Origin of the sequence: Streptomyces paludis (genome assembly GCF_003344965.1) — a bacterium.
Taxonomy (GTDB): Bacteria; Actinomycetota; Actinomycetes; order Streptomycetales; family Streptomycetaceae; genus Streptomyces; species Streptomyces paludis.
This window is the reverse complement of record NZ_CP031194.1, coordinates 6169941-6192928: the sequence shown is the minus strand read 5'-3', so window position 1 is coordinate 6192928 and position 22988 is coordinate 6169941. Positions and strand designations below refer to the sequence as shown.

At 70.0% G+C, this 22988-nt stretch carries 26 protein-coding genes and 1 pseudogene; 10 read left to right on the top strand and 17 right to left on the bottom strand.

From position 1 onward, the window contains the following. Window positions 1-65: 65 nt before the first annotated feature. From DVK44_RS27410 to DVK44_RS27345, 14 genes and pseudogenes are all read right to left on the bottom strand, one after another. Window positions 66-550: pseudogene (locus DVK44_RS27410) on the bottom strand (hypothetical protein). A 29-nt stretch (window positions 551-579) separates the two neighbouring features. Continuing rightward, window positions 580-1452: a DUF317 domain-containing protein gene (locus DVK44_RS27405; protein WP_114662907.1), complete on the bottom strand. Its 873-nt coding sequence runs from the start codon at window positions 1450-1452 to the stop codon at window positions 580-582. Next, complete coding sequence (locus DVK44_RS27400) at window positions 1449-2678, bottom strand: ATP-grasp domain-containing protein (RefSeq protein ID WP_228447390.1); 1230 nt, start codon at window positions 2676-2678, stop codon at window positions 1449-1451. The genes DVK44_RS27405 and DVK44_RS27400 overlap by 4 nt, the downstream gene beginning before the upstream one ends. Window positions 2679-2881: 203 nt before the next feature. After that, a complete protein-coding gene (locus DVK44_RS27395; protein ID WP_408055363.1) occupies window positions 2882-4069 on the bottom strand; it encodes an MFS transporter in 1188 nt (395 codons plus the stop codon). A 44-nt stretch (window positions 4070-4113) separates the two neighbouring features. Continuing rightward, window positions 4114-4626, bottom strand: a complete 513-nt coding sequence (locus tag DVK44_RS27390; protein WP_114662904.1) for a regulator — start codon at window positions 4624-4626, stop codon at window positions 4114-4116. Then, on the bottom strand, window positions 4623-5465 hold the full coding sequence (locus DVK44_RS27385) for a winged helix-turn-helix transcriptional regulator (RefSeq protein ID WP_114662903.1): 843 nt from the start codon (window positions 5463-5465) through the stop codon (window positions 4623-4625). The genes DVK44_RS27390 and DVK44_RS27385 overlap by 4 nt, the downstream gene beginning before the upstream one ends. Window positions 5466-5506: 41 nt before the next feature. Beyond that, complete coding sequence (locus tag DVK44_RS27380) at window positions 5507-5920, bottom strand: hypothetical protein (RefSeq protein ID WP_162794068.1); 414 nt, start codon at window positions 5918-5920, stop codon at window positions 5507-5509. Window positions 5921-5930: 10 nt separating this feature from the next. Further along, window positions 5931-6377, bottom strand: a complete 447-nt coding sequence (locus tag DVK44_RS27375) for a hypothetical protein (protein WP_114662898.1) — start codon at window positions 6375-6377, stop codon at window positions 5931-5933. Continuing rightward, complete coding sequence (locus DVK44_RS27370; protein ID WP_114662896.1) at window positions 6374-6862, bottom strand: hypothetical protein; 489 nt, start codon at window positions 6860-6862, stop codon at window positions 6374-6376. The genes DVK44_RS27375 and DVK44_RS27370 overlap by 4 nt, the downstream gene beginning before the upstream one ends. A 97-nt stretch (window positions 6863-6959) precedes the next feature. Beyond that, a complete protein-coding gene (locus DVK44_RS27365; protein WP_114665470.1) occupies window positions 6960-7253 on the bottom strand; it encodes an SH3 domain-containing protein in 294 nt (97 codons plus the stop codon). A 180-nt stretch (window positions 7254-7433) separates the two neighbouring features. Further along, window positions 7434-8183, bottom strand: a complete 750-nt coding sequence (locus DVK44_RS27360; protein WP_114665469.1) for a hypothetical protein — start codon at window positions 8181-8183, stop codon at window positions 7434-7436. A gap of 77 nt (window positions 8184-8260) precedes the next feature. Further along, complete coding sequence (locus DVK44_RS27355) at window positions 8261-8746, bottom strand: hypothetical protein (RefSeq protein ID WP_114662894.1); 486 nt, start codon at window positions 8744-8746, stop codon at window positions 8261-8263. Further along, window positions 8743-9294 carry a DUF4913 domain-containing protein gene (locus tag DVK44_RS27350; protein ID WP_162794289.1) on the bottom strand — a complete coding sequence of 184 codons (552 nt, stop codon included), beginning with the start codon at window positions 9292-9294 and terminating at the stop codon, window positions 8743-8745. The genes DVK44_RS27355 and DVK44_RS27350 overlap by 4 nt, the downstream gene beginning before the upstream one ends. A 240-nt stretch (window positions 9295-9534) precedes the next feature. Next, window positions 9535-10290 (bottom strand): DNA-methyltransferase, encoded by a 756-nt coding sequence (locus DVK44_RS27345; RefSeq protein ID WP_114662890.1) that lies wholly within the window; start codon window positions 10288-10290, stop codon window positions 9535-9537. 511 nt (window positions 10291-10801) lie between these two features. On the opposite strand from DVK44_RS27345, the gene DVK44_RS27340 reads away from it, so the two are divergent. The 7 genes from DVK44_RS27340 (at window position 10802) to DVK44_RS27310 (ending at window position 18313) form a co-directional block, all read left to right on the top strand. Further along, the gene (locus DVK44_RS27340) at window positions 10802-11920 is read left to right on the top strand and encodes a C40 family peptidase (RefSeq protein WP_114662888.1); all 1119 of its coding nucleotides are present in this window, start codon (window positions 10802-10804) and stop codon (window positions 11918-11920) included. A gap of 297 nt (window positions 11921-12217) precedes the next feature. After that, window positions 12218-12532, top strand: coding sequence for a DUF6112 family protein (locus DVK44_RS27335; RefSeq protein ID WP_114662886.1), 315 nt, complete (start codon window positions 12218-12220; stop codon window positions 12530-12532). After that, complete coding sequence (locus DVK44_RS27330; RefSeq protein WP_114662881.1) at window positions 12532-13224, top strand: hypothetical protein; 693 nt, start codon at window positions 12532-12534, stop codon at window positions 13222-13224. The genes DVK44_RS27335 and DVK44_RS27330 overlap by 1 nt, the downstream gene beginning before the upstream one ends. A gap of 32 nt (window positions 13225-13256) precedes the next feature. Then, window positions 13257-14645: an SCO6881 family protein gene (locus tag DVK44_RS27325; RefSeq protein ID WP_114662879.1), complete on the top strand. Its 1389-nt coding sequence runs from the start codon at window positions 13257-13259 to the stop codon at window positions 14643-14645. Between the two features lie 82 nt (window positions 14646-14727). After that, window positions 14728-16200 carry an SCO6880 family protein gene (locus DVK44_RS27320; RefSeq protein WP_162794066.1) on the top strand — a complete coding sequence of 491 codons (1473 nt, stop codon included), beginning with the start codon at window positions 14728-14730 and terminating at the stop codon, window positions 16198-16200. 108 nt (window positions 16201-16308) lie between these two features. Next, complete coding sequence (locus DVK44_RS27315; RefSeq protein ID WP_114662877.1) at window positions 16309-16770, top strand: DUF6238 family protein; 462 nt, start codon at window positions 16309-16311, stop codon at window positions 16768-16770. Between the two features lie 28 nt (window positions 16771-16798). Then, entirely contained in the window at window positions 16799-18313 is a 1515-nt protein-coding gene (locus DVK44_RS27310) for a VirB4 family type IV secretion system protein (RefSeq protein WP_114662875.1), read from the top strand. A 71-nt stretch (window positions 18314-18384) separates the two neighbouring features. Here the strand turns inward: DVK44_RS27310 and DVK44_RS27305 are convergent, their stop codons facing one another. The 3 genes from DVK44_RS27305 to DVK44_RS27295 form a co-directional block, all read right to left on the bottom strand. Further along, window positions 18385-18711, bottom strand: a complete 327-nt coding sequence (locus DVK44_RS27305; protein WP_114662873.1) for a hypothetical protein — start codon at window positions 18709-18711, stop codon at window positions 18385-18387. A 10-nt stretch (window positions 18712-18721) separates the two neighbouring features. Further along, the gene (locus DVK44_RS36520) at window positions 18722-18958 is read right to left on the bottom strand and encodes a hypothetical protein (RefSeq protein ID WP_162794064.1); all 237 of its coding nucleotides are present in this window, start codon (window positions 18956-18958) and stop codon (window positions 18722-18724) included. An 851-nt stretch (window positions 18959-19809) separates the two neighbouring features. Beyond that, the gene (locus tag DVK44_RS27295; protein ID WP_114662871.1) at window positions 19810-20022 is read right to left on the bottom strand and encodes a hypothetical protein; all 213 of its coding nucleotides are present in this window, start codon (window positions 20020-20022) and stop codon (window positions 19810-19812) included. Window positions 20023-20143: 121 nt separating this feature from the next. Here DVK44_RS27295 and DVK44_RS27290 point away from each other — a divergent pair, with 121 nt between their 5' ends. From DVK44_RS27290 to DVK44_RS27280, 3 genes are all read left to right on the top strand, one after another. Then, window positions 20144-21079 (top strand): hypothetical protein, encoded by a 936-nt coding sequence (locus tag DVK44_RS27290; RefSeq protein WP_114662869.1) that lies wholly within the window; start codon window positions 20144-20146, stop codon window positions 21077-21079. Window positions 21080-21246: 167 nt separating this feature from the next. After that, window positions 21247-21708, top strand: coding sequence for a hypothetical protein (locus DVK44_RS27285; RefSeq protein WP_114662867.1), 462 nt, complete (start codon window positions 21247-21249; stop codon window positions 21706-21708). Beyond that, window positions 21705-22892 (top strand): hypothetical protein, encoded by a 1188-nt coding sequence (locus DVK44_RS27280; RefSeq protein ID WP_114662866.1) that lies wholly within the window; start codon window positions 21705-21707, stop codon window positions 22890-22892. Before DVK44_RS27285 ends, DVK44_RS27280 begins: the two co-directional genes overlap by 4 nt. Window positions 22893-22988: the final 96 nt, after the last annotated feature.

Here is a 22988-nt window from a genome sequence, read left to right as displayed (position 1 = left end):
GTGAGGAGGGACTCCTGCCGGGAAGGTTGCGCGGAACTGCGGTGCGCGGGGATCGGTACGAGGGCTCAGCGGGTGCGGGCTCCGGCGGGGGTGGCTGGCGGGGCGGGAGTGCTTCGCGGGGTGCGGCCGGCCGTACGCCTGGGCGCGGCCTGGGCCCAGGCTCCGGGGAACCAGACGGCGGTGTACTGCTCGATGGCGTCGCGCAGTCCGGTGGTGACGGCTCCGTCCCACGGGGTTCGGCCGGGACGGTGGTGATTGCTGAAGGTGCCGTACTGCTTCGTGTTCGGACGGGTGTTGGCAGCTTCGTCGCGGCGGTGGAAAGTTCCGTGATCCACGAAGCCGAGCGCCACCGCGTCGATCTCGCCGCGTTCTGGGTGAACGGCCGCCACCCGCAGCCCTCCGTAGGTGTCGGCGTGGATGGTGCCGGTGAGATCGATCCGGAGCCGCAGCGGTTCGCCAGGGGGACGGCGAAGTAGGTGTTGCCCACGACGGTGTGAGCGTGGAAGGGGAGGCACATTTCGGTGAAGAACTCGGCGGCCCGCAGGGACAAGAGACTCTCCGGTCGAGGTCGGGCTGGTCCTACCGGCGTGGGCTGGGCAGGGCCGGTCGGCTGGTGGTGCTCCAGCGCGGGACGCTGACAGCGGGGAGCCCGGCCGGGCGGCGGGACGCGACGGCCCGCTGCACGTCGAGCGGGGTGGGGGTCGGCGGGCTTGGCGGAGGGATCGGGGTGAGCTGGGCCATGCCCTTGATGTAGCTGACGGTGTCCTGTCGCCACCGGGGCAGTGGAGCCGGATCAGCAACGCGCTGGGTGACGGCCGTGAGCAGGGCGATGGGGGTGCCGGTGCTGGCGGTGGCGTACCAGACGGGCCGGTCGACGGACTTGCCCGCCCATAGCTGCCAGCGGGCGTCACGCGTCGTCAGCTCGGCTGCCGGATCGAGGTCCCCGGTGGCGAACTCCAAGCCGGCGAGCCCGTCCGGTGCCTGGGCCGCGAAGACGCCCCGGCGCGGGCGGTCGAATTCCCACCCCTGCTTCAGGAGAGGCACGAGGGGGAGGAACGGGTCGCGCTCGCCCTGCCCTGGGACTGGCCTGGCGAGATAGACATCAGGCCCCTGCTCGTACGCTGCGGCGAGGGCGGTGGTGAACGCGGTCACGAACTCGCTGGGGACGCGGGCGTTGAAACAGACTCCCCATGCCGGCGGGCCGAATGAGTCCGTGTAGGCGTTGATGCGCCAGAGCCCGTCGTCTTCGCCTTCGGGCAGGTAGCCCAGGCGTACGCGCCGGTCGGGAGCGCTCACGTATACGTTGGGGTCCTCGTCGCACTGAAGGTTCCAGCCGAGGGCGAGGAGTGGGGCAAGGGCGGGGTCGCCGGTCCCGGTGGTGGAGGCGAGGTAGCTCGGGGAAACGTGGACGTCTCCGTCGATGTCGTGGCGGGGGTCGGGCTGGGCGTTCATCGGGCTGCCTGGGTGGTCACGGTGATTTCGTCGGCGGCCGTGTTGAGACGTTCGTCGACCTCGGCGGTGTCGCGGCCGGTGACGATGCAGAAGCCGACGCGGGCGGTGAACAGATCGCCTTCGGGGGGCAGGAGGAGCCGGTCGCCGATCTCTCGGATCCACTGAACCTGCCGCAGCCAGGGGGTGTGGGCGGCGAACGGCTGGTTGACGTGCCGTGCGGTGAGGGTGCCGGAGGCGTCCGGGTAGAGCATGCGGATGCCGGCGGCCCCGCTGCGGGTCGGGGCGAGGTCGGGTGCTCGGCCGCAGGCGAGGTCGGCGGCGGCCTTCGGCAGGTCGATGCCGGTGGCGAGGCGTACGAGGTGGCCGATCATGTCGCCGCCGATGCGTGCGTTGACCTCGATCAGCCGGGGCCTGCCACCGACGAGGCGCAGTTCGACGTGCTGCACGCCGTCGGTGATTCCCAGGGCCTTGACCGCAGCAGTGGCTGCCGGAGCGATCTGGGCCAGGAGCGGGTCGGTGGCATCGACGGTGTGTCCGGTCTCGTCGAAGTACGGTGCGCGGCCCAGGTGCTTGCGGGTCACGGCGACGGCGGTGGTCGCGCCGTGGTGGGTGACGCACTCGACGGAGACTTCCGGTCCGTCGAGGTATTCCTCGACCAGGACGCTGGTGTCCTCGCGGCTGCGGTGCGCGCCGGCCGAGGCGAACGCGAACGCGGTGGGCAGTTCTTCGGGCTGGTCGACGCGGATCACGCCGATGCTGCCGGCGAAGGCGGCGGGCTTGATGACGGCGGGGTAGCCCAGCGTCATCGTCGCAAGGCCGGCCTCCAGCAGGGTCCGCGCCTTCATTGAGGCGGCCGACGGTACGCCGTGGCGGGCGAAGAGGGTACGCGCGACGGACTTGTTGCGGCAGGCCCGTATCGCTTCGACGGACGGGGAGGCCAGACCGAGCGCGTGGGCAAGGAGGGCGGTGGGGACGAGGTGCCACTCGTCCCATGTGACCACACCGGCGAGGTCGTGGCGCTCGGCCAGGGCCCGGCCGCCGGCGAGCAGAGCTACGGGGTCGGTCAGGTCGACGACGGCGTGGTCGACGATGAACGGCGTCTCCCACGACGGCTCGACGTCGGTCAGCAGGACGATGTCGTACGTGGCGGCCACCTGCTCAAGGCAGTAGCCGCGATAGATCTCGTCGCCGGGGGAAACGACGGCTATGAGAGGACGGGCGGACAAGAAGGGGGAACTCCGTATCTGTGGACGGCAGGACGAGGTCGGCAGGGTGTCTCAGGCGGCTCGGGGTCGGGCAGCGAGGCGTTCCAGCGCGCGGTAGGCGTGCGGGTTGTGCCCGTCGAAGGCGTGGAATTGCTCCGCCAACAGTGATGGTGCGACCGCGCGCATAGTTCGGACCGGGGACGGCGGCGGGGTGCGCGCCGGAGTCAGGTGCGCAGGGTGGGATCGGTGCGCAGGCGGGTGAAGGCGTAGAGCAGGCCGAGGGCCTGCAGGGCGGCGCAGGCGGTGATGACGTGGCTCAGCGCGTCGGGCGGGGTGAGTGCGGTGAGCACGCCGGCGACGGGGAAGGGCAGCAGGAGGATGAGGATGGTCGTCGACAGGGTGGTGCCGAATTTCTCCTGGGGGATTAGGCGGGAGCGCAGGGTGCGCAGGACGACGGTCATGCCGCCGTCGGCCGCCATGAGGATGGCGACCAGAACGAGGTAGGGCAGGTAGTCGGGGGCTTGGGCGACGGCGAAACAGGCGAGCGAGGCGAGGGCCGCGCAGGTGGCGCCGACCGGCCACAGGCCCAGGTGGTCAAGGGCGAACCGGCAGAGCGTGGCACTGAGGAGTGTCGCTCCGGCGGCTGCGGACCAGACCAGGCCGACAGCGGTGGTGGACTGTCCGAAGTGCTGGACGACGATCACCGGGCCGGCTGCTTGGAGCAGCCCGGTGGCGAGGTTGGAGAGGGCCAGCCCGGTGATGAGCCAGCCGAGCGCGGGAAGGGAGCGGATGCTGCGCCACCCGGTGAGGAGCCCTGCGCCGGGCCTCTCTTTGGGTGCGCGGGCCGGGACGACGGGCGAGGGTGGGGTGCGCAGAGCGAGCAGCGCGGCGAGCAGGGAGAGCAGGGTGGTTACGGCGAGTGTCGGCGGTGGCCCGGCGAGCAGGAGCAGTCCGGTGAGCGCGGGGCCGGCCAGCCTCGCGGTCTGGTCGATGCCGAGCAGGGCGGCCTGGACGCAGTGAGCCCGTACGCCTGCCCGGCGGCCGGCGGCGGCGCCCGCGGTCTCGGCCGCGACGTAACTGAACTCGGTGAGCACTCCGGTGGCCGCCGCGAGCGTCATGACGGTCACGCTCGCCACGGTGCCGGATGGGTGGAGGTGGAGAAGGACAGCGCCGGCGGCGAGGGCCAGCGCGCGTCCCAGTGAGGCGAGATGGAAGACGATGGCCGCCCCTCGCCGGTCGACGAGCGATCCGGCCCACCCGAACGCCGCCAGTCTCGGTACCCACTCCAGGACGAACGCGGTGCCCGTAAGCGCAGCGGAGTGGGTGGTGGCCAGGACCAGCAGCGGGATGCCGTAGGTGGACATCGCGAACGCGAGGGCGTCCGCCGTGCGCGGCAGGTAGATGCTGCCCATCAGCCCGGCGGTATGACGTGCGTGCCGGGGAGCAACCGCGATGCTCACGTGCCCGGGACGGGCTCGGATACGAGCTGCGGATTCCCGGCCAGCCAGTGGAGCAGGAGGGCACGGGGATGGGCCAGATCTGCCTCGGCCTCGACGCTGGATAGGCGCGTGGTGGACAGCCGTGCGGGGATGTCGGTGCTCTCCGCCGCGAGCGAGGGTGTCAGCAGCCCGAGGACGTGGCGGACGCGGTTGCTGAACTCGCAGACCGGTGCCGGGTAGGCGTGGCGTCGGGACCAGCGGGCGGTCGCGTCGTACAGGTCGGCCAGCTCCGATCCGGCGTGGGTGAGTTCCAGGCCGGTGCCGGGTGTGTTCCGTACGAGGCCGTGGGTGCGGGCTGTTTCGGTGGCGCGGCGCAGTTGGTGTGAGGAGAGGTCGGTAAAGGTGGCGGTCAGCCGTTGTGGCGGTATCGCTCCGTTGTCGTCGATCTCGGTGATTAGGCGGATCAAGGAGCGTGACGCGAGCAGCTCGGTCGCGTTGCGTACTTCGGCCGTGGTGAAACGGGTGGTCATCGGCGCGGGCCTCCGGCCGGGACGGGCGTCTTGGGGCGGGCGGGCGTGGCGTGGGAGAAGAGGTCGCGGTTGTGCCAGGCCGGAACGGAATCACCGGGCCGCGTTGGAGGGACCGCTGCGGGTGCGGGCCGGGACTGGCTGCTGACCCACAGCCCCGGCTCGGGCTTTGCGGGCGGTTGCCCCCAGACCGGGTGGTGGGCCGCCTGGTTGAGGGGCTGCCCGGCGGACCACGCGGACAGGGCGCCGAGCACGGGTCCCAGGCCCTCGCCCGCCGCGGACAGCCGGTAGGGCCGGCCGGTGCCCTCGGTATCGACCAGTCCGTCGGTCACGAGCTGCCGCAGCGGCGGGTAGACGTTGGTCCCGTCGCTGCTGGGCATCACGATCCGGGCCAGGGCCCTCCCGCCGGCCTCCTTGCGGGACTTCAGCACCCACAGAATGGCGGCGGCGTGCCGCCGGGTGAGCAGAGTGAGGGTGTCTTCGATCTGCTCGATCGTGGGCAGCGGGCGGGCCGGCTTCTCCAGATGTGCCTCGGCCCAGGTGACGATCACCGGCAGGATCGGCAGCAGGGCGGCGCCACGCCCGGTTTGGCCGTAGGTCACGTGCCGTGGGGTGTGTTCGGTGCGCTCGACAAGGCCGGTGTCGCACAGTGTCTTGAGTTTGGGGTGGAGTTGGCCGTTCTGCAGCCAGGACACCTTGGCCGCCAGCTCGTTGTATCGCACGGGCGGGCCGGAGAGTGCCAGCAGGATCCGCACGTTCCATCGCGGGGTGATCATGGCGAGGGCCTCGGTGACCCGGGCGATGTCGGCGTCGGTGTCAGGGGGCAGAGCGGTGATGGCCAAGGGGAGGAACTCCTGGGTGGGTAAGGGAAATCGCCTGCGCGTCAGCGGCTGTGCGCCGTGCTCTGCGCCGGAAGGGGCAGAGCGGGAACGGGCGGCGAGGGAGTCGGCGGGGACGGCGCCGGGGTGGGGACGCGGGCAAGGCTCTGCAGAACGGCCAAGGCCGATTTGGCCTGGGTGTCGCGGACTGCGACCGCTTCGGCGATCCGGCGGGAGCCGTCGAGAAGGTGGGAGACCTCGTGCCGGCCGATCTGCCGCTCGGGGTGGATGAGCCGGGCGAGGTGGTCGCGGTGGAAGTCGATGCTGCGCTCGGCGAGGACCAGGCCGTCGTGCATGCCGAGCAGGGCGGAAAGCATGCCGGGCGGCTGGTCCTGGGCGTGGACTTCGAGGTCGGCGAGCGGCGCGCCGTACAAGTCCTCGATCTGTCGGGCTATCTCGGTGGACGTGGGGTGAGGCAAGCGCGGGCTTTCAGGGTCGGCGGGCCCGGGCCGCCCCGGCACGCTGGGGTACCGGGGCGGGGGACGGGGGCAGGGCTGCGGTGACTCTCAGCTGCCCCTGCCGAAGGGGGCGATCCTGCCGCTGGTCGGGTGGAGGCATGGTGAGCAGCAGTTGGCCGAGGGCTGTGCGGTAGCCGTCGCGGGCGTCGAGCGCCGCCTTCAGCCACTGAGCGTCGAAGCGGAGCTTGTCCGCAGACAGCTCGCCCATGTCACGGTCCGGGTCCATGTCCGCGTGCACGCGGTCGCGGACGTCGGCGACCTGCTCTTCGGTCAAGGCGAGGAAGGAGCGAAGTTCCAGGGCACGGATGAGGGCAGGCGAGGCGTCACGGCCTACCGCCGCCTCGTACAGCTCGGGGACCGGTTTCCCGAAGACCTTCTGCAGGTCGACGTCCATGGTGCTGGCTTTGGTCCGGCTCATCGGGCGGCCCTTCTCGCCCGCCGCGCCGCCGTCGGCGTCGGCGCGGGTGTGCCGGCGGGACGGTGCGGAGCGCTGGTCTGTACCGCAGGCCCGGTTCGGGGCCGAAGGCGGGCGAGCCGCTCGGCAGCGAGGTCCTTCTTGCCCGGAGCGTCCGGGTCGAGGAGCCACCGCACGACCAGGGCCCGGCCGTCGCGTGCGGTGACGGCCGTGTTCACGCGGTGGGCGAGGCCGGCCGTCGGGTCGTCGGCCTCGCCGGGCGGGGTTTCCAGCGCGGCGAGGAGGTCGTCCTCCGCGCTGTCGAGCACGGACTGGGCCTCGACGAGGAGGCCGTGCCACTTGACGACGTCGGTCGCGTCGGGATTCGCGGTCGGCGCGGCGGCGACCTCGGCCTTCAACTGCTCCATGCCCATGGCGAAACGCGCTTCGATCCGTTCGGTGAGCACGCCCACGACATCCTCAGCGCCATCGGATATGCCGTCGGACAAAGGGGAAACTCCTGTTCTGGAAAGGCCGATTGCTGGGGAGATACAAGGGGCCGTACCGGGCCGCTCAGCCGAACAACGGGTATCTGCTGAATTCCTGTCAGTCCAGGCACATACGGACGTCGCGATAGACGTACGTGCCGGACACCCAGCCCTTGACGCCGGTCGACTTGTCCGTGATGTAGAGCCAGTTGCCGCTCTTCTTGGCCACGCTGAATTTGTGGCTCCTGTAGAGCACGCCGAGCGCGGTCGACTTCACACTGGCCTTGGACCGGATGGTCACGGCCTTGGCATGCACCTCGTACGGCAGCGGCGGCAGGGACGAGCAGTTGCTCGCGGGGGCCGCGCCGGCGGTGGTGGCGGACAGCACCGGCAGCGCGAGCGCGCCGAGCATCACCGCGGAGATGGCAATTCGGGTGGAACGCATGCGGAAGAAACCTCCGTGAGGCATGGAAATCGCGTGGAATGGAGCCGCGGGAGTTGTCCCGGCGGCTGTATAAGAGTCCGGGGAATCGCCGGTTTGGCCAACCGGCGATCGTCGGCTATGTTCCACAGCCCGCATCGGCCCTGGCGCTCAGCGCGTACGGCCGGCCGGGCGCGGAGCAGCGGCTTTCGCCACACTGGTCGGGCGGCCGACTGCTGCTGCCGGGCGGACCGGTGGGAGAGGACCGGCCTGGCCGGTAAGCCGGTCGTCGCACCACTGCAGGGCCTCGTCCACCGTGTCGAAGCCGCCCTCGCGCAGGGTGTGTGTCCACGCGTCGGTGTCGACTTCCTCGACCAGGACGCGGAACGGGCTGGGGGCTCCCTCGTCCAAGGCGCGCAGGGCTACCACGGTGACCATGTCGTCCGGGTCGTCGGCGGTGTAGGAGCGGCCCATGGCGTGGTGGTCGCCGTCGCCCGCAAGGCGACGCTCCAGCGCTCGCGTGGCCTCGTCCGCCGGTGGTGGCCCCAGCTCCGGGTCGAGGCTGATGGCGTCATGTGGGCAGCCGCGGTGGATGAGCCAGGACTGCGCCATCGCGGGAAGTGGCAGCAGGGCCTGTTCGAAGTCGAACGTCGCTTTTTCCCGGTCCCGCTTCAGGTGAACGGCGACGTATTGCGGCATGCCCGGGTGCCCGTAGATGGCGGTGCGGTCGAAGAGGACGTAGTAGCTGTGCGCGCCGTGGGGGGTGTGGTGTTCTGCGAGGGGGACGAGCATGTCCTCGCGGACGGCGACCTGGCGGTAGAAGTCGAGGCACTTCTCCTCGTTGGCATCGAAGTCGTCGAGTTCGAAGTTGACTTGGGGGATAAACTTCCGGGCCGGCGCCGGATCGGTGGGAGGCAACAAGATCCTTTCGGTGGAGCCGGGAGAGCGCGCGCCGGACCGGTGCCGGCGCGGAGGGGGCATCAGTGACGCTCCATGGTTCAGCGGGTGGGACGGTGCACGGAGGTCTGCGTGGGACCGGGTGGAGCCGGCAGTGCCGTGGACGGTGGACCAGGCCGGGACGCGGAAGTGCGGACAGCCAGCTGCGGGGAATGCGACCGGGCCGCGTGGGTCCGGGCGCTCAGCGGCCGACGGGTCATGCCCAGGCGGCGGCCGACCTCGTCGTAGACGTCGTTGCCCGCACGCGGCCGGACCGCGACGACGTGGATCTCCTTCTGGTGCGCGGACTCCGCGGGCGCCGGGCGGACGCCGTAGACGAGGCGCCAGTCCTTGCGTGAATCCACGAAGAGCTTTCGGAATCCCTCCAGGTCACCGTCGAGGCGTAGCCCGAAGCGTTGTGCGTTCACGACTTCCTGCAGGTAGGCGAGGGTGAGGTCGCGGATATCGCCGGGGGCCTCAAGGAGGTCGGTCAAGGCGCGGGGGTCGAAGCTGAGGCCAAAGGCGGGCTGTCCCCCTCCCGCGGTCATGACGTCTGCTCGTCAGGCCCGGCGGACCCGGCGGTTTCCGCCGTGGCCGCCGTCTCCGTACGGATGGAGGGCGGCGGACCGGACAGAAGACGGTGTGCGGGCCGGTCGGGAGAGGTCATGCAGGCCGACAGCGGCCCGCCCGGTGCGCGGATCGCGGCAACGGCGTGGGTGAGGAAGTCCCGGTGCCACACGAACAGGCCACTCAATCCAGCTTCGGGATCCTTGTGCTGCTGGTACGCGAGCCACAGGGCGTGGAGCCAGGCCACGACATCGTCGTGCTCCTGCCACCGCAGGCACCAGGGCGCCGCGGTGGTGACCTCCGCCCCGTACACCGGGAGGAAGAAGTCGTCGATCCAGTCCGCCAAGGCGTCGAGTTCGTCCTCCCTTTCTTCCCCTTCGAGTTCCAGGATCGGCCGGGGTTCCGGTGGAGCGGCGGCGGGCGGCCCGCCGAGTCCCGGCATGCCGAACGCGGCGAACGGCGATCCGCTCGGCTCCGGGGAGGACGCAAGGTGGTCCAGTTGCTGTGCCTGTTGCGCCGACTGCTCCATGAGCCGCCGTACGCTCGCCTCGATTCCCTCCAGCTGTGGATCGGGAATACGTACCGGCTCCAACTTGCCATCGTCAGAAGGTTTTGTGTATTCGGGCATGGAAAAGCTGAGACTCCTACGAGACACGAAATCAGAGAAGGGCGAAAGTGGCGGCGCGCGGAGCGGCCGGGTAGCGACAAGTCACTTCGCCGGATTGCCGACTGGGGATCCGTCCGCTTTGACGGGCAGTGCGCCAGCGGCTCAAGCGGTGAGAATCACGTCGTCTCGCGTCAGGGTCTCGCGGATCGTTTCGGTGAGCCGGTCAGCGGCGATCGACGCATAATGCTCGGTCTTCTCCACACCGATGAAGCCCCGGCCTTCCAGCAGGGCGGCTACGCCCGTGGAGCCGGAACCGGCACAGAAGTCGAGCACCGTGCCGCCATCGGGGCTGATCTTGACCAGCTCGCGCATCACCTCGACGGGCTTCTGCGTGATGTGCTGGCGCTTCGCCCCCGAGGGCTGCGAGGCCGAGTAAAGTCCGGGCAGATAGACCGGGTTCCGGGAGCCGTCGATCGCCCCCTTGCTGGCCCAGACGATGAACTCACAGTTCTGGGTGAACCGGCCCTTCTGCGGCCGGGCCTGCGGCTTGTGCCAGGCCAGCACACCGCGCCACAGCCAGCCGGCCGCCTGAATCGCATCCGTTGTGGTGGGCAGCTGGCGCCAGTCGGTGAACAGCAGCGCGGTACCGCCACTCTTCGTCAGACGGTGCGCCTCAGTCATGATCTGCGTCAGCCAGAACGAATAGGACCTCTGGTCCATGTTCTCGCCGGTAAAGTCGGCAAGGCCGTTCTTGGAATCCGCAGAGGTGTACTTCTGCTTCGCGGAGCGGGTCGTACGCTCCTTCGCGGTCCGACCGCCCGAGTTGTATGGCGGGTCGGTGATGACGGAGTCGACGCAGCCGTCCGGAAGGCCGGCGAGAACGCTGAGGGCGTCGCCGTGGTGAAGGGAAAAAGGCAAAGAGGAACCCCTATTCGGGTGCGGGAACACGGGCGGAACAGCCGCCTCGCGCAGAAGTCCTCGCGGGCCGGACGTGGGCATGCAGAAGCCCAGGGCCACAGATCAAGGAGCGCGAGGAGGAATCCCAAAAACTGTAGAGGCGAATCCGCCGACGACCAAGAAGCACTCCCCCGGGGTGCCGGATTCCGCTACCTCACGCCGACTTTTTGGTCAACCGCCGATCCGCGCCTACTGTTTTTGAACCGCCCGGCGCACACCGCCGCTGGCTACTTCCCGCCTCGCCCCACGGAGGTATCCCCTGCCCCCGCGCACCTAGCTCACGGTCGGGCCACGCAGGGCGAGCGGCAACTCGCCCGCACCGGTCCGCCCCGATCGCCCACCCCGGCCGCCGCGCCCTTCCGATCCGCTCGCGCACGCGGCACGCCGGACACCGCACCCCGAAGGACACGCTCATGATGTCTCGCTACCCACCCATGCCCGGAAACGCTGGCCGCCGAGTGGTCCGCTCCGCTTGAAGGCGCTCGCCGCCGGTATCGGCGTCGTCTTTCTCTCCCCGATTCTGATCGCCGGCACCGGCATGATGCTGGCCTCCGCCGCCGACGCCGTGCAGAGCGGCGGCTCCTTCAGCAACTGTCTGAACGACATCGACACCGACGAAATCGCCGAGCAGGTCAGCAAGATCCTCAACGGGGCGTCCGGCAGGGACGTCCACGTCGAGGGCCTGGACCTGCCCGCCGAGCAGGTCCCCAACGCACAGACAATCGTGGCCGCCGGCCTATCCCTCGACGTCCCCACGAAGGGTCAGATCATCGCGCTCGCCACGGCAATACAGGAGAGCCGGCTGCGCAATCTCAACTACGGCGACAGGGACAGCCTCGGCCTGTTCCAGCAGCGTCCCTCTCAGGGATGGGGCAGCGCCCAGCAGATCCGTGACCCCGTCTACGCCTCCGAGCAGTTCTACAAGCACTTGCTCAAGGTGAACGGCTGGCAGCAGATGCCCGTCACCCAGGCCGCCCAAGCCGTGCAGAAATCCGGCCTGCCGGACGCGTACGCGCAGTGGGAGAACCTCGCAACGGCGCTACAGGGCGCCATCGCCAAGACCTTCCCGGGCAGAGACAAGGACGCCGACCAGGGCAAAAATCCGCCGACCGGTACGACCGGCTGCGCGCCGGGCCAGGACGGTTCCGGCTTCGGCCGCATCCCCGAGGGGAGCGTCCCAAAGGGCTACGCGATCCCCAAGAACGCCGATCCTAAGGCGCGCAAGGCCATCGAGTGGGCCATGCACCAGCTCGGCACGCTCTACCAGTGGGGCGGCTCCTGCACGAACGCGCACGGCCCCGACCCCATGGGCCGCTGCGACTGCAGCTCGCTGATGCAGCAGGCGTACGCCCACGCCGGCGTCACCCTCACCCGTACCACGTACACGCAGGTGAACGAGGGCAAGGCCGTCTCCCCCGCTCAACTCAAGCCCGGTGATCTGATCTTCAGCCGCGGTACCGCCGCCCGGCCCGAGCACGTCGGCATGTACATGGGGGAGGGCCTCGTGATCGAGGCGCCCCGCACCACCAAACCCGTCCGGATCACCCCGATCAAGGACTGGACGATCCTCGCTGCCCGCCGCGTTCTCTGACCGTGCCGGTTCCGATTCACATCGTCGTTGTCCGACTGAGGTCGGCCGCGGCATCGCCAGGAGTCCTGCCCTGATAGGCGGGCTCCCCCTGGTCAGAAGCGGACACGCCGGCATCTCTGCCGCAGGTCTCCTCTTCCGTACCAACGTCGGCAAATCGGCTGATCGCTCCCCCGGGCACCACTCTGGGCAGCCCGCAGCAGCGGGCCACTTCCGCGCCGCGAACACACCTCCCCCTGTACCTCCCCCTCTTTTGTGGGCCCTCGCCTGGCCCGCGTATGCAAGGAGCCCGTCACACTCATGTCCGTCCCTCTCGCTGACCGCGTCATCCAACTCGCCTACGACCCAGGCATATCGCCCAAGGGTGGGGGCCTGCCTGGCCTGGCCGTACTGAAGAACGTCGTCAACAGCATCAACCTGTTCGGGATCATCGCCGTCGTCGGTGCCCTCGCGGTCTCGCTCGGCGTGTGGGCCTGGGGCCACCACAGCGGCGGCCACCAGTCCGAAGCAAACGGCAAGAAGGGCGCGGTCGTTGCCGCGGGCGCCGCCCTCGGGCTGGGTGCCGCGAACGGAATCGTCGCGTTCTTCTCGGCCCTCGGGTCTCAGGTCCATTGATGCGGAAACGACTCCCCTCCCTCCCACTGCCCTTCTGCGCCGTCGGCTGGTCGAACAACAAGCGCATCGCGATCGTCGCTCTGATCGTCGCCGTCCTGGTCGCCATCGCCGCCACCGTCGCCTGGCTGAGCGGTAACGGGAACAGCCCTCAAAGCCCTGAAGTCGCCACCGCGCCCCCGGCGGACAGCCCTTCCTCCTCCGAGGCCGCCCCGAAACCCGCCACAGGATCCGGGGCGGTGCCCGCGCCCCCGCAGATCGCCGAGCCGGTCGCCTATGCCAAGGCCGCGGCCCAGATGCTGTGGTCCTACGACACCCGTGACACCGGCCGCGACCAGCAACTCGCCGGCATGCGGGCGTGGATGACCAGCGAGACCGCCTACTCCGACTGGGCCTCGGTCTCCGGCCAGGTACCCGATCCGCTGCTGTGGTCGCGGATGGCCGACCAGGACCAGTACGCCACCGCCAGCGTCACCGAGGGCCACTATCCCTCCGCGTTCAAACAGGCGCTCGCCGACGACCCGTCCGCGATCACCCAGGCATACATCTACGTCGTCACCGTCAACGGCAAGCAGCAGATCGCCTGGACGAAGGGCGGAGGGGGAGCCGAGGCGCGCGCCGAGACCCTCGCCGTGCAGTGCCGCCCGAACCACGACTGTTCCCTGGCCGCCATCGCTCCGAGCGTCACCCAGTGACCCGCGCCTGAACGCGAAAGGAGGAGTACTCCGTGGGCTTCTGTGATTTTCCCCTGGCAGACAAGCTGTGCTCCGTCGGCGACGCGGTCGACTTCGCCACGAACCCCGGCAAGGCCGTCGGCGACTGGATGGCGAAATCCGCAGGTGAACTGGCGGCAGCCGCCGCCGACCTGGCAGCCAAGGCCGTCAATACCACCACCCAGGTCGACCTCAACGCTACGTGGTTCCGCGACAACTACGAGATGCTACTGCCGCTGGGCCTGGTCATTCTCGTCGCCACGTTCTGCGCGCAGTTGGTCCGAGCCGCCGTCAGACGCGACGGACAAGCCCTTACACAGGCACTCACCGGCACCATGTCCGGTGTCCTGTTCGCTTTCTGCGCCATCGCCCTGACGACGGTCGCCGTCGAGGTGGTCGACGCCATCTCCGACGGGCTCTTCAAGACCGCGAACCTCAACATCGAGTCCGCCGTACGCCGCATCGTGAAGGTCAACCAGATCGGCGCACTGACCGCGATGGGATGGCTCGTCCCGGTCGTCGCCGGTCTCGGCGCGGCCATCGGCGCCTTCCTCTACTGGTGCGTCATGATGGTCAGAAAAGTAGGCATTCTGGTCATGGTCACCCTGGCGATCTTCGCCTCAGCCGGTGGCGGCTGGGAAGTCGCTCGCCGCTGGCGCAAGGGCTGGATCGAAGCCACCGCGACCCTCGTCGTCAGCAAGCTGCTGATGACCGTGATCTTCGTACTCGGCATCGCCGCGATGGGCGAGACCGAGGCCACGGACGGCACCGGAGCCCTCGCCGATGTCATGTCCGGCATCGTCATCATGGTCCTGGTGCTGCTGTGCCCGTACGCGGTCTTCAAGTTCGTGCACTGGGCGGCCGAGGGCACCGACGGCGAGTCCATCCACCGCTCCGGCGGTGCCGGAGCGCAGATCGCCAGGGCTCACGCCGAGAAGGCCGCCCGCAGAGCAGCCGCGGCAGCCACCGCCGGAACCGGCGGCGCGGCAGCCGCGGCGGGCACCGCCCCACAAGGCCCCGCCGGTGGAAGCGGCTTCCCCGGCAGCATCGCCGCCAACCCGACCGGCGCGGGCGGGGGCGCGGGCGCGGGCGCGGGCGGCAAGGAAGACTCGCAGGGCGGCGGCACCGGCGTCTCGCCCGGGGGGAACGCCGTCAAGTCCGTTCTGGAGAAGGCCGTCCAGACCCCGCCGACGAGCGTGTCCGGCGACACGGGCGGTGAGGTGGGCGGTAGCCCAGGGCCGGGTGGTTCCGGCGTGAGCGCCGCGTCCGGCCAGGGCGGCGGATGGCAGTCCACCGTGCCGGTCTCGTCCCCACCGCCGCAGGGAGCACCGCCGCTCTCCGGCTCGCAGAACGCCGGGTCGAGTGGGTCGGCCTCAGGGCCGCCGCCCGCGCCCGGCCTCTGATCCCCTGCCCGACTCCCGGGGGCGGGATGCGCACGCCGCGTCCCGCCTCCGGGTTCCACCCGCGTCTCCAGGACCCGCCCCTTTGACTGATCTCTCCGTCGCCCCGGTCACGGTGAAATTCCCGCACCGGTCCCGCCGCGGCATCCTCCTCGGCTTCTCCGTCCCCCAACTCCTCCTCGTCTCCAGCACGCTGGCGCTGCTGCTCATGACAGTGATCTCCGCCGGGCTGCTCGGCGTTGTTGCCCTGGCCCCGCTCTGGGCCGTGTCCGGTACGCTCGTCGCGATCCGCCGGCACGGTCGCTCCCTGATCGACTGGGCGCCGATCGTCGCCCGCTACGCACAGCGCCGGCACACCGCCCAGAGGCTCTGGCTCGCCCGGCCCGTCACCCGGCCCCGTCAGGACGGCGTCCTCCACCTGCCCGGAGCCGCCGCCTCCCTCAAGGTGGTCACCCCGGGCGACTCCGTCAACCAGGCTGCGGCCGTACACGATCCGCACCGGCAGACCCTGACCGCCATCGCCCGCGTCACCAGCCGTGCCTTCGCCCTCCTCGACCCCGCCGCCCAGAATCACAACGTGTCCAGCTGGGGACGGGCGCTGGCCGGCATCGCCCGTACCGGACACGTCGCCACCGTGCAGGTGCTGGAGCGCACCGTCCCCGACAGCGGCGACACCCTTACCCGCCACTGGGCCCAGAACGGGCAGCCCCAGACGCCGGTCGCCGGAGAGATCTACTCCGAACTGGTCGCCTCCGCCGGACCCGCAGCCGCACCGCACGAGACCTACCTCGCCATCTCCCTCGACCTCAAGGCCGCCAAGCGCCTCATCGGCCAGGCCGGCGGAGGGCTGACCGGGGCGTTCACCGTCATGGAACAGACCACCGCGTCCATCGCCCAGGCCGCCCGCAACGCCGGACTCCAGGTCACCGGGTGGCTGACCGCTCGGGAGATCGCCGCCGTTGTCCGCACCGCCTACGACCCGGGGGCACTCGCCGCTCTCCAGCAGTGGTCCGAGACCGGCCGCGCCGAGGCCGACCCCGCTGCTGCCGGGCCCGTCGTCCAGTTCGAGGAGTACGACCGCCTCACCACCGACAGCGCCCGGCATGCGACGTACTGGGTAGAGAACTGGCCGCGCACCGAAACCTCGGCCGGGTTCCTGCACGGGATGATGTTCACGGCCGGCGTGCGTCGCAGCCTCTCCCTTATCTACGTGCCGCGGGGGCTCGAGTCGGCGCTGCGCGATGTCCAGCGGAAGAAGGCCGCGATCATCGCCGACGCCAACGAGCGCGCCCGCCGCGGGCAGGTCGACAGCGAGGAGGACTCCGTCGAGTACGCGGACGTCAAGACACGTGAACGTCAGCTCATCGCCGGGCACGCGGACGTGGCCCTGACCGGCCTGGTCACTGTCACCGCCGAAACCGACGCACTTCTGGACGCCGCCTGCGCACAGATCGAGACCCACGCCGTCACTGCGGGCGTTGACCTTCGGCGGCTCAACTACCAGCAGCCGGACGCCTTCGCCCTCAGCTCGCTCCCCCTGGCCCGGACCGCCCTGTGAACCCCGTACGTCCTCACCGGCCAACACCCTGACCCGCTGCTCTTCGCTCATCCACGACGGACCGCGCCCGTCGCCGCCCCTGCCTCCCGGCAGGAAGGATCACCGCCTTTGACCTCCCGCACGCCTCCCAGCGACGCACACCCCTACCTCCGCGCCGCGAGCGCCGGAGTCCGCCACCACACCCGGGCCCTTGCGCCGCCGGGCACGAACCCGCCCCGACCGGCTGACCGCCTGCACCTTGACGTGTTGCACGCCCACCTCGCCGCCCTGCTCCATCTCCTGGACCGCCTCGCCGAAAACACCCGTCCGCCGCACCCCGCCGCCGGCCGTCACCTCTCCACCGCGCACACACTCCTCTGGCAAGCCACCAGCGAGGTCCACTCCGCCTTCCACCTGCTGCCCGCCCACGCTGAAGCAGAAGTTGAGACGAGCACCTGCCATCCGGAGCGGCTGCCCGAGGGGCCACCCGTGCTGACGATCTGCCAGCGCCACCTCGCCGCCGGCCACGTCGTCCGGCGCAAGGCCACCCCCACCGACCTTCGCCCGCGCACCACGGCCTGCGTGCGATGAGTACCACCCGCAGAATCGAGGGCCACCGATGACACACCGGCCCGCCCGGCGTGCCCGCCGCGCCTCCGCCAGCCCGATCTTCACCCCCCACGGCACCGACCGTGCCGGCCGCAAGGCCGCCCGTCGCCAGCTCGCCGAGGCCGCCGCCAAGGCCCGCGCAGAAGCCGACACCCACCAGCCCGAGAGCCCGTCCACCGAGCACGAGATGCCCGCCCCGCTCTACCCACCAAGTGGACGCCCCGGGCCCACTTCGGCGCGTGGGAACCGGCTGAAGCTGCCCGCACACCGTATGACGACGGCCGTGGCCGCCGGAGCGTATCCGTTCCTGGCCGAAGGCGGACTCGGCGCTGAGGGCATCTACATCGGGCGCGACGTCCACGCAGAAGCCTCATTCGTTTTCGATCCGTTCGCTCTGTACGGCAAGGTCGAGGGATTCACCAACCCGAACCTCCTGCTCGCCGGGGTGATCGGCCAGGGCAAGAGCGCGCTCGCCAAGAGCTTCGCCTTGCGGTCGGTGGCCTTCGGCTACCGCGTCTACGTGCCGTGCGATCCGAAAGGCGAGTGGACGCCGGTGGCGGACGCCCTCGGCGGCCACTGTGTCGCCCTCGGCCCCGGACTGCCCGGACGTTTGAACCCCCTGGACGCGGCCCCGCGCCCCGAGAGCATCTCCGAGGCCGACTGGGTCGGCGAGATCCGTAAAAGGCGCCTGCTCCTGCTCGGCTCGCTGGCCCGTACGGTCCTGGGCCGGGACCTGATGCCCATGGAACACACCGCCCTGGACGTCGCCCTGGACGCCGTCGTCACCCGAGCCGCCGCCACCGGCCGCACCCCGCTCCTCGGCGACGTCGCCGCCACCCTCAACAACCCCGGCTCTCTCGACGAAGCCGCCGGGATGATGTCGGGCCAACTCGGCGACGCCGCCCGCGACCTGGCCCACGCCATGCGCCGCCTCGTCCACGGCGACTTGGCCGGCATGTTCGACGCCCCCTCCACCGTCGCATTCGCCCCGACCGCACCGATGCTCACCATCGACCTGTCCCGCCTCGGCGGCTCCGGCGACGACACCGCCCTCGTCCTGGCGATGACCTGCGCCTCCGCCTGGATGGAGTCCGCCCTCTCCGACCCGAACGGCGGCCGGCGCTGGATCGTCTACGACGAGGCATGGAGGCTGATGCGGCACGTCGGACTGCTCCAGCGGATGCAGGCCCAGTGGAAGCTCAGCCGGGGCCTCGGCATCGCCAACCTCATGGTGATCCACCGGCTGTCCGACCTGCTCACCGCCGGCGACGCCGGATCACAGGGGCGCGCCCTGGCGGAAGGACTCCTCGCCGACTGCAGCACGCGCATCATCTACCGCCAGGAGACCGACCAACTCGGCGCCGCGGCTTCCCTGCTCGGCCTGACCTCCGTCGAGATGGACGCCATCGCGCACCTCAATCGCGGCAGGGGTCTCTGGAAAGTCGCGGGGCGAAGCTTCATCGTGCAGCACCTCCTGCACGGCTACGAGCTGGCACTCTTCGACACCGATGCTCGCATGCACTGAAAAAGCGCCAAGTTCACAAAAACTGAAGCCCCGTTGCTGCCGCTCCGCCCTTTTGAGGCGGGTTGATGATTCTATGCGAAGTCGTGGGTTCGGGGACCGCGGTCCTCGGGACCAAGCTCAGCGTCAAGACGGATGGCCCAATCGGCGTCGGCGAGTTCTCCCGCGACAAGCAGGTCACGCCAGTCCAGCTTCGCCAGCTCGACGGCCTGGCGAAACTTCGTGATGTCGCCCCCGGCGAACAGAACGATCGCGGCACGCATGCGCTCACTGCGCAATTCCTCGTTGGCATAGCCAGCAGCGTCCGGGAGCGCATCGAGGATGCGCAAGATCTCCGGCGCCGAGCCGGGTTCAGGAAAGTCGCGCCGGACGCGCCGTTCGAGTCTTGTGCTGCCAGTCATGGCCCCGCCCTCACCAGGTATCACTCCATCTGTCCGCCAACGTCAATCTACTGTGGATTTGTTCACGAAAACCAGTTTCTCGTAAACAAATCCCCCCTGTGGCTTCACGAGCACTTCCACCCAGCGCATGAACAATTTCCACAGAGCAGGTACGCCAGATATGACTTTCTCTTACATTGATCACCGCAACCTCACCGCCGAGGACATCGGCACCTTCGAAAAACACATCGCCGCACACATCGGGCACGGCGGACATCCTCCACAGGAGGAGCCTCACACAGGCGAGTGGGTGACGATCGCATGCACCACGCTCACCGCCCCTGATGGGCAACTGCGGGAACGTGAGGGGGTCTTCAAGCGCTGGGAATCTGCTCGCCCAACCCCCGGCGGAGGTACCCACACCGAGTTCGTGCTCATGCAGTTCACAGCCCAGGGTGAAGCACTTCCAGACCGGGGGTACGGCGCCCGCGCCGTAGGCAGGCGCCTCCATCCAGCTACAGAAATCACCCCGCCTGCACCACCGTCAGGACGGGGACGCTGATTCCCCTGCTCGCACCAGGTTTTCCCGAAGGAAACTCACTCCTTCTGTTCTAAGAGGTTCTCCCGTCACTCAGGTTTCGAACCAAGTGGCCTCGACCGTCACAAACGAGACCACGGCGGTACAGAGCCAAACTGGTCAATTCCATTCAGCAGTGGGAGCTGCTGGACCAGAGCGGACATGTGCCGACAGCGCCCTCCTGCACCGCGCTGCTCCAGCACGCTCACGGAGCACAGGACCTCTCCCACAGCGTCCTCCGGCTGACTGCTGATTTCGCCCGGAGCCCGTACAGCAGCACCCGCGTCGGCAGTACCGTCCTCGCGCACCTCACCGCGACGGCCACTATGTCGAACCGTGCAGCACCGCACCTCGCCGAGACCGCGAAAAAACTCTCGCTCTGCTCCGGTCCACCAACGCAACTGACCGGCATCACCACAGGAACAGCATGGTCATCGACCACGCCACAGCCAGCACCTGTCTGCGACGCGCATCGGAATCCCTCCGCGACGCGGCCGAGGAACTGGACGACCACCTCGACTGCCACCGCTTCCTTGCGACGCTCACACCTCGAGAAAGCCCGGCACTTCCGCCGCCCAGGCCAAGCGGTCGCCACCGTTAACCCGCCTCGAAGAACCGACACCATCATCCCAAGGAGTTCCCTGAACCGCCCCACCCATTTCAGCGACGCCGACTGGGCCGAACACCAGCAGTACCAGGCCGAGCACGAGAACCTCATGGCGCAGGTCGCCGAGCACGAAGCCCAGATGGAACACGACCTCATATCCACCGACAACGAGCGCGAACTCGGCTCGCGTCCGTTGCCGAACCTTGAAGCCGCCCCCGCTCCCCGGATATCGCCACCGCGTCGGTCACCGGCCACCCGTGGGAGGAGCCGTGGCCGCTGACGAGGAGAGCACCCCAGGCACCCCCCGGCCGGCTCCGCTCGCACCGCTGCCTGATCACCGCAACGTGGACACTCCGTGGTGGCAGGAGTTGTGGCGACGCCACGCGCACATCACCACGCCACTGCGAGAGCGCGGGCTGGAGTGCGACATTGGGTTCGGCCTCAGCGCCTACGTCGTGAGCGTGTCGCTCCCCGACGACAGTTACCTGATCATCAGCCCGCCGCAGGAGCCGTCCTCCGACCGTCCGCCGGGCGACCCCGAGGGCTGGATCGTGACTCATGAGCACCCCGACGACCAGTCGCTGTTCGAGGTTCTCTACGACTCAGCTCCTTCCGATGCCCCCGCTGCTGCTCAGCGGCCCGAAGCCCACCACGGCGGCAGCGCCTCGCCCCTGGTCGAGGCGATCGACCACCACCTCACCCAGCTCGGGCTGCTGCTGCCGCATCCCGTCTCGTCCACCAGGACCCCGCATCCGCTTCCGGCTACGCCGACGCGCCACCCGCCCGAGGCCCCTGAAGTCTCCAACACAGCAAACGACGGCGCCCCCGCCTACGTCCACGGCGACGCTCTACGCGCTCTGACCGAGCGGATCAATGGAACCGAGTCACATGGGGATGCCGCTGCCCTGCTGCACCAGATCCTGGAGCCCACCGACGGCCTGCTGACGCAGCTCGGCGAGTTCTTCGAGGCGGCCGGGGAGAAGGCCAAGGAAGCCGAGGAGGACGACGGCTTCGACCTGTCCTACGACCTCGCCGACGCCGCCGCCGAGATCCGCAACCTCGGTGAGGTCCTGCACGTGGTCGAGGACCGGATGCGGGCGCTGACCCCGCTCGCCCCCGCGCCGCGAACCACGTCCACCCAGGGCCGTCCGCCGTCCCTTCCCCCGCGGATCCCCTCGCCGGCACAGCCGCGGCACACGCGCTGACGCCGCCACACGTCGATCAAGTCCTCACCCACCCGCCCGCCATCCGGGCTTCGCGCAGCACGCCGCCCGCCCCGTCACCGCGGCCTCCCGCCGCTCACGGCGGCCCGTCCCGCGCGCCGCGGTCACTGACCGCTCCACCCCGACCATGTGAGGAGAATCCCGCCCCCTTGCAACCCGGCGCCCACTTCGCCTTCGGCGACCACGACACCCACGGCTTCGTCGCCTCCTTCACCTCCTCCATGCCCGCGCATCTGGCCCGTTGGTACCTGGAACGTGAGCAGTTCGAACCCGTCCCCGGAGAGCCCGGGCTGTACCGTCTCAGCGAGCCCGAGCGAGACGGCCCCCGCCGGACCCGCCAGGCCGTCCACGACCTGCGCCGTCACGGCTACACTGTGCGGGCCGACATCCGGCTCGACCCTGCCGTCTCCGCCGGCCCACCCCGACCGGTCCGGCCCAACGGACTCCTGGAGCGCCGCAGCCGACTCGCCCGGGCCGCCGCCGGCCGAACGACTCAGCGTCGCATCACACCCCCTACCGCCTCTGCGCCAGCCGCGCGGCCGATCCCGCCGAAGCCGGCCTACGCACCGACCGTCCACCTGACGGCCTCGGGCGGCGGGCAGTCCCGGTGACGCCCGCCAGTAACCCGGCCTCCGACGGCCTCCTGCCGGTGTCCTCCGAACTCGCCAACAGGGCCCGCGACTTCCGACTGCGGATGGCGGTCATCGACCGCGAGACCGAAGTCGCGCTCGACATGACACGCGACCGCTACGGCCGCACCGTCCACGCAGACGCCGCGGCAGCCGCACAAGCCCGCCGCGGCGAGGCAGCGGTGAAGGCGTACGCCGCCTACCTTGCCCCGCACACCGATGCGCTGCTCAGTGCCGCCCGTCGCGCGCTCGGCGAACTGCCGCCTGCCCGGCACTTGGACGGGTGGCGGGCTGTGCTGGACGCCCTGGGCGACTCCGCCGCCGAAATCCGCCGGATCCTCGACCGGCCGGCCGTCCCCGGCTCCGCAGCCGAACGCGCGCAGCACGCCGCCCTGTGGCCGTACGTCACCGCATGGGCTGATTGCAGCCTCATCTTCGGCAACCTCGCCGACCAGAGCGCCGGCCAGCACCACAAGGCCCCGCTGACCGAAGAGGAACAGCAGATGTGGACGGAGCTGGCCCAGGCCGCGCAGAAGCGCGGCGAGCTGGAGCTGACCGAGTCGTGGTATGCCGCCGACGGACGGCCGATCACCCTGGCCCGCTTGGTCGAAGACGACTCGATGCTGGTCGCGCTGCGAGGCGACACGGACGCGCCGGGCTGGCAGGTGATCGGGCACTACGCCCACGAATACGAGGCCGGGCAGGCACTGCCGACCCCGGTCCCGGCCGGTGTGCTGCGCGCCGATGTCTCAGGGTTCAACCGGCCCGAGCCCGCCCCCGAGGTCTCGCTGCAGGAACTCGTCCGGGACGTCGTCGAGGCCCAGCACGCGGGTGACGCGGCCAACGCGCTCCTCAGTGCCACCCAGCGCGGATACGGAGCGGGTCCGATGGTCCGTCTCCAGGAACTCCTGGAAACGAGCAGCCAGTTCGCCAATGCCCTGGAGACCGTGCAAGGGCGCCGGATCGCGGCCCGCCTCTCGGTGCTGGGCCGGCAGATCGAGTTCCTCACCCGCGAAGTCGAGGAGGCGGCCGAGGACCTCGGCGCGACGGTCGCCGTCCTGCCCCCGCACCGCACCCCCGAGCTGCACGTCCGCCCGCGCCCTGCCGTGGACACCTCACCACCCGCGCCGCCGCCGCGCGCCGGCGTACCCGCCCGTCATCGCTGAGTGTCGTTCGCCAAGAAGCCCTGCGCGCAGCGAAGCCGCCGCTGTTTAACACCCGGCTGTCGGAACGTATGGAAAGGCGAGTCAGGTAGCTGCGGG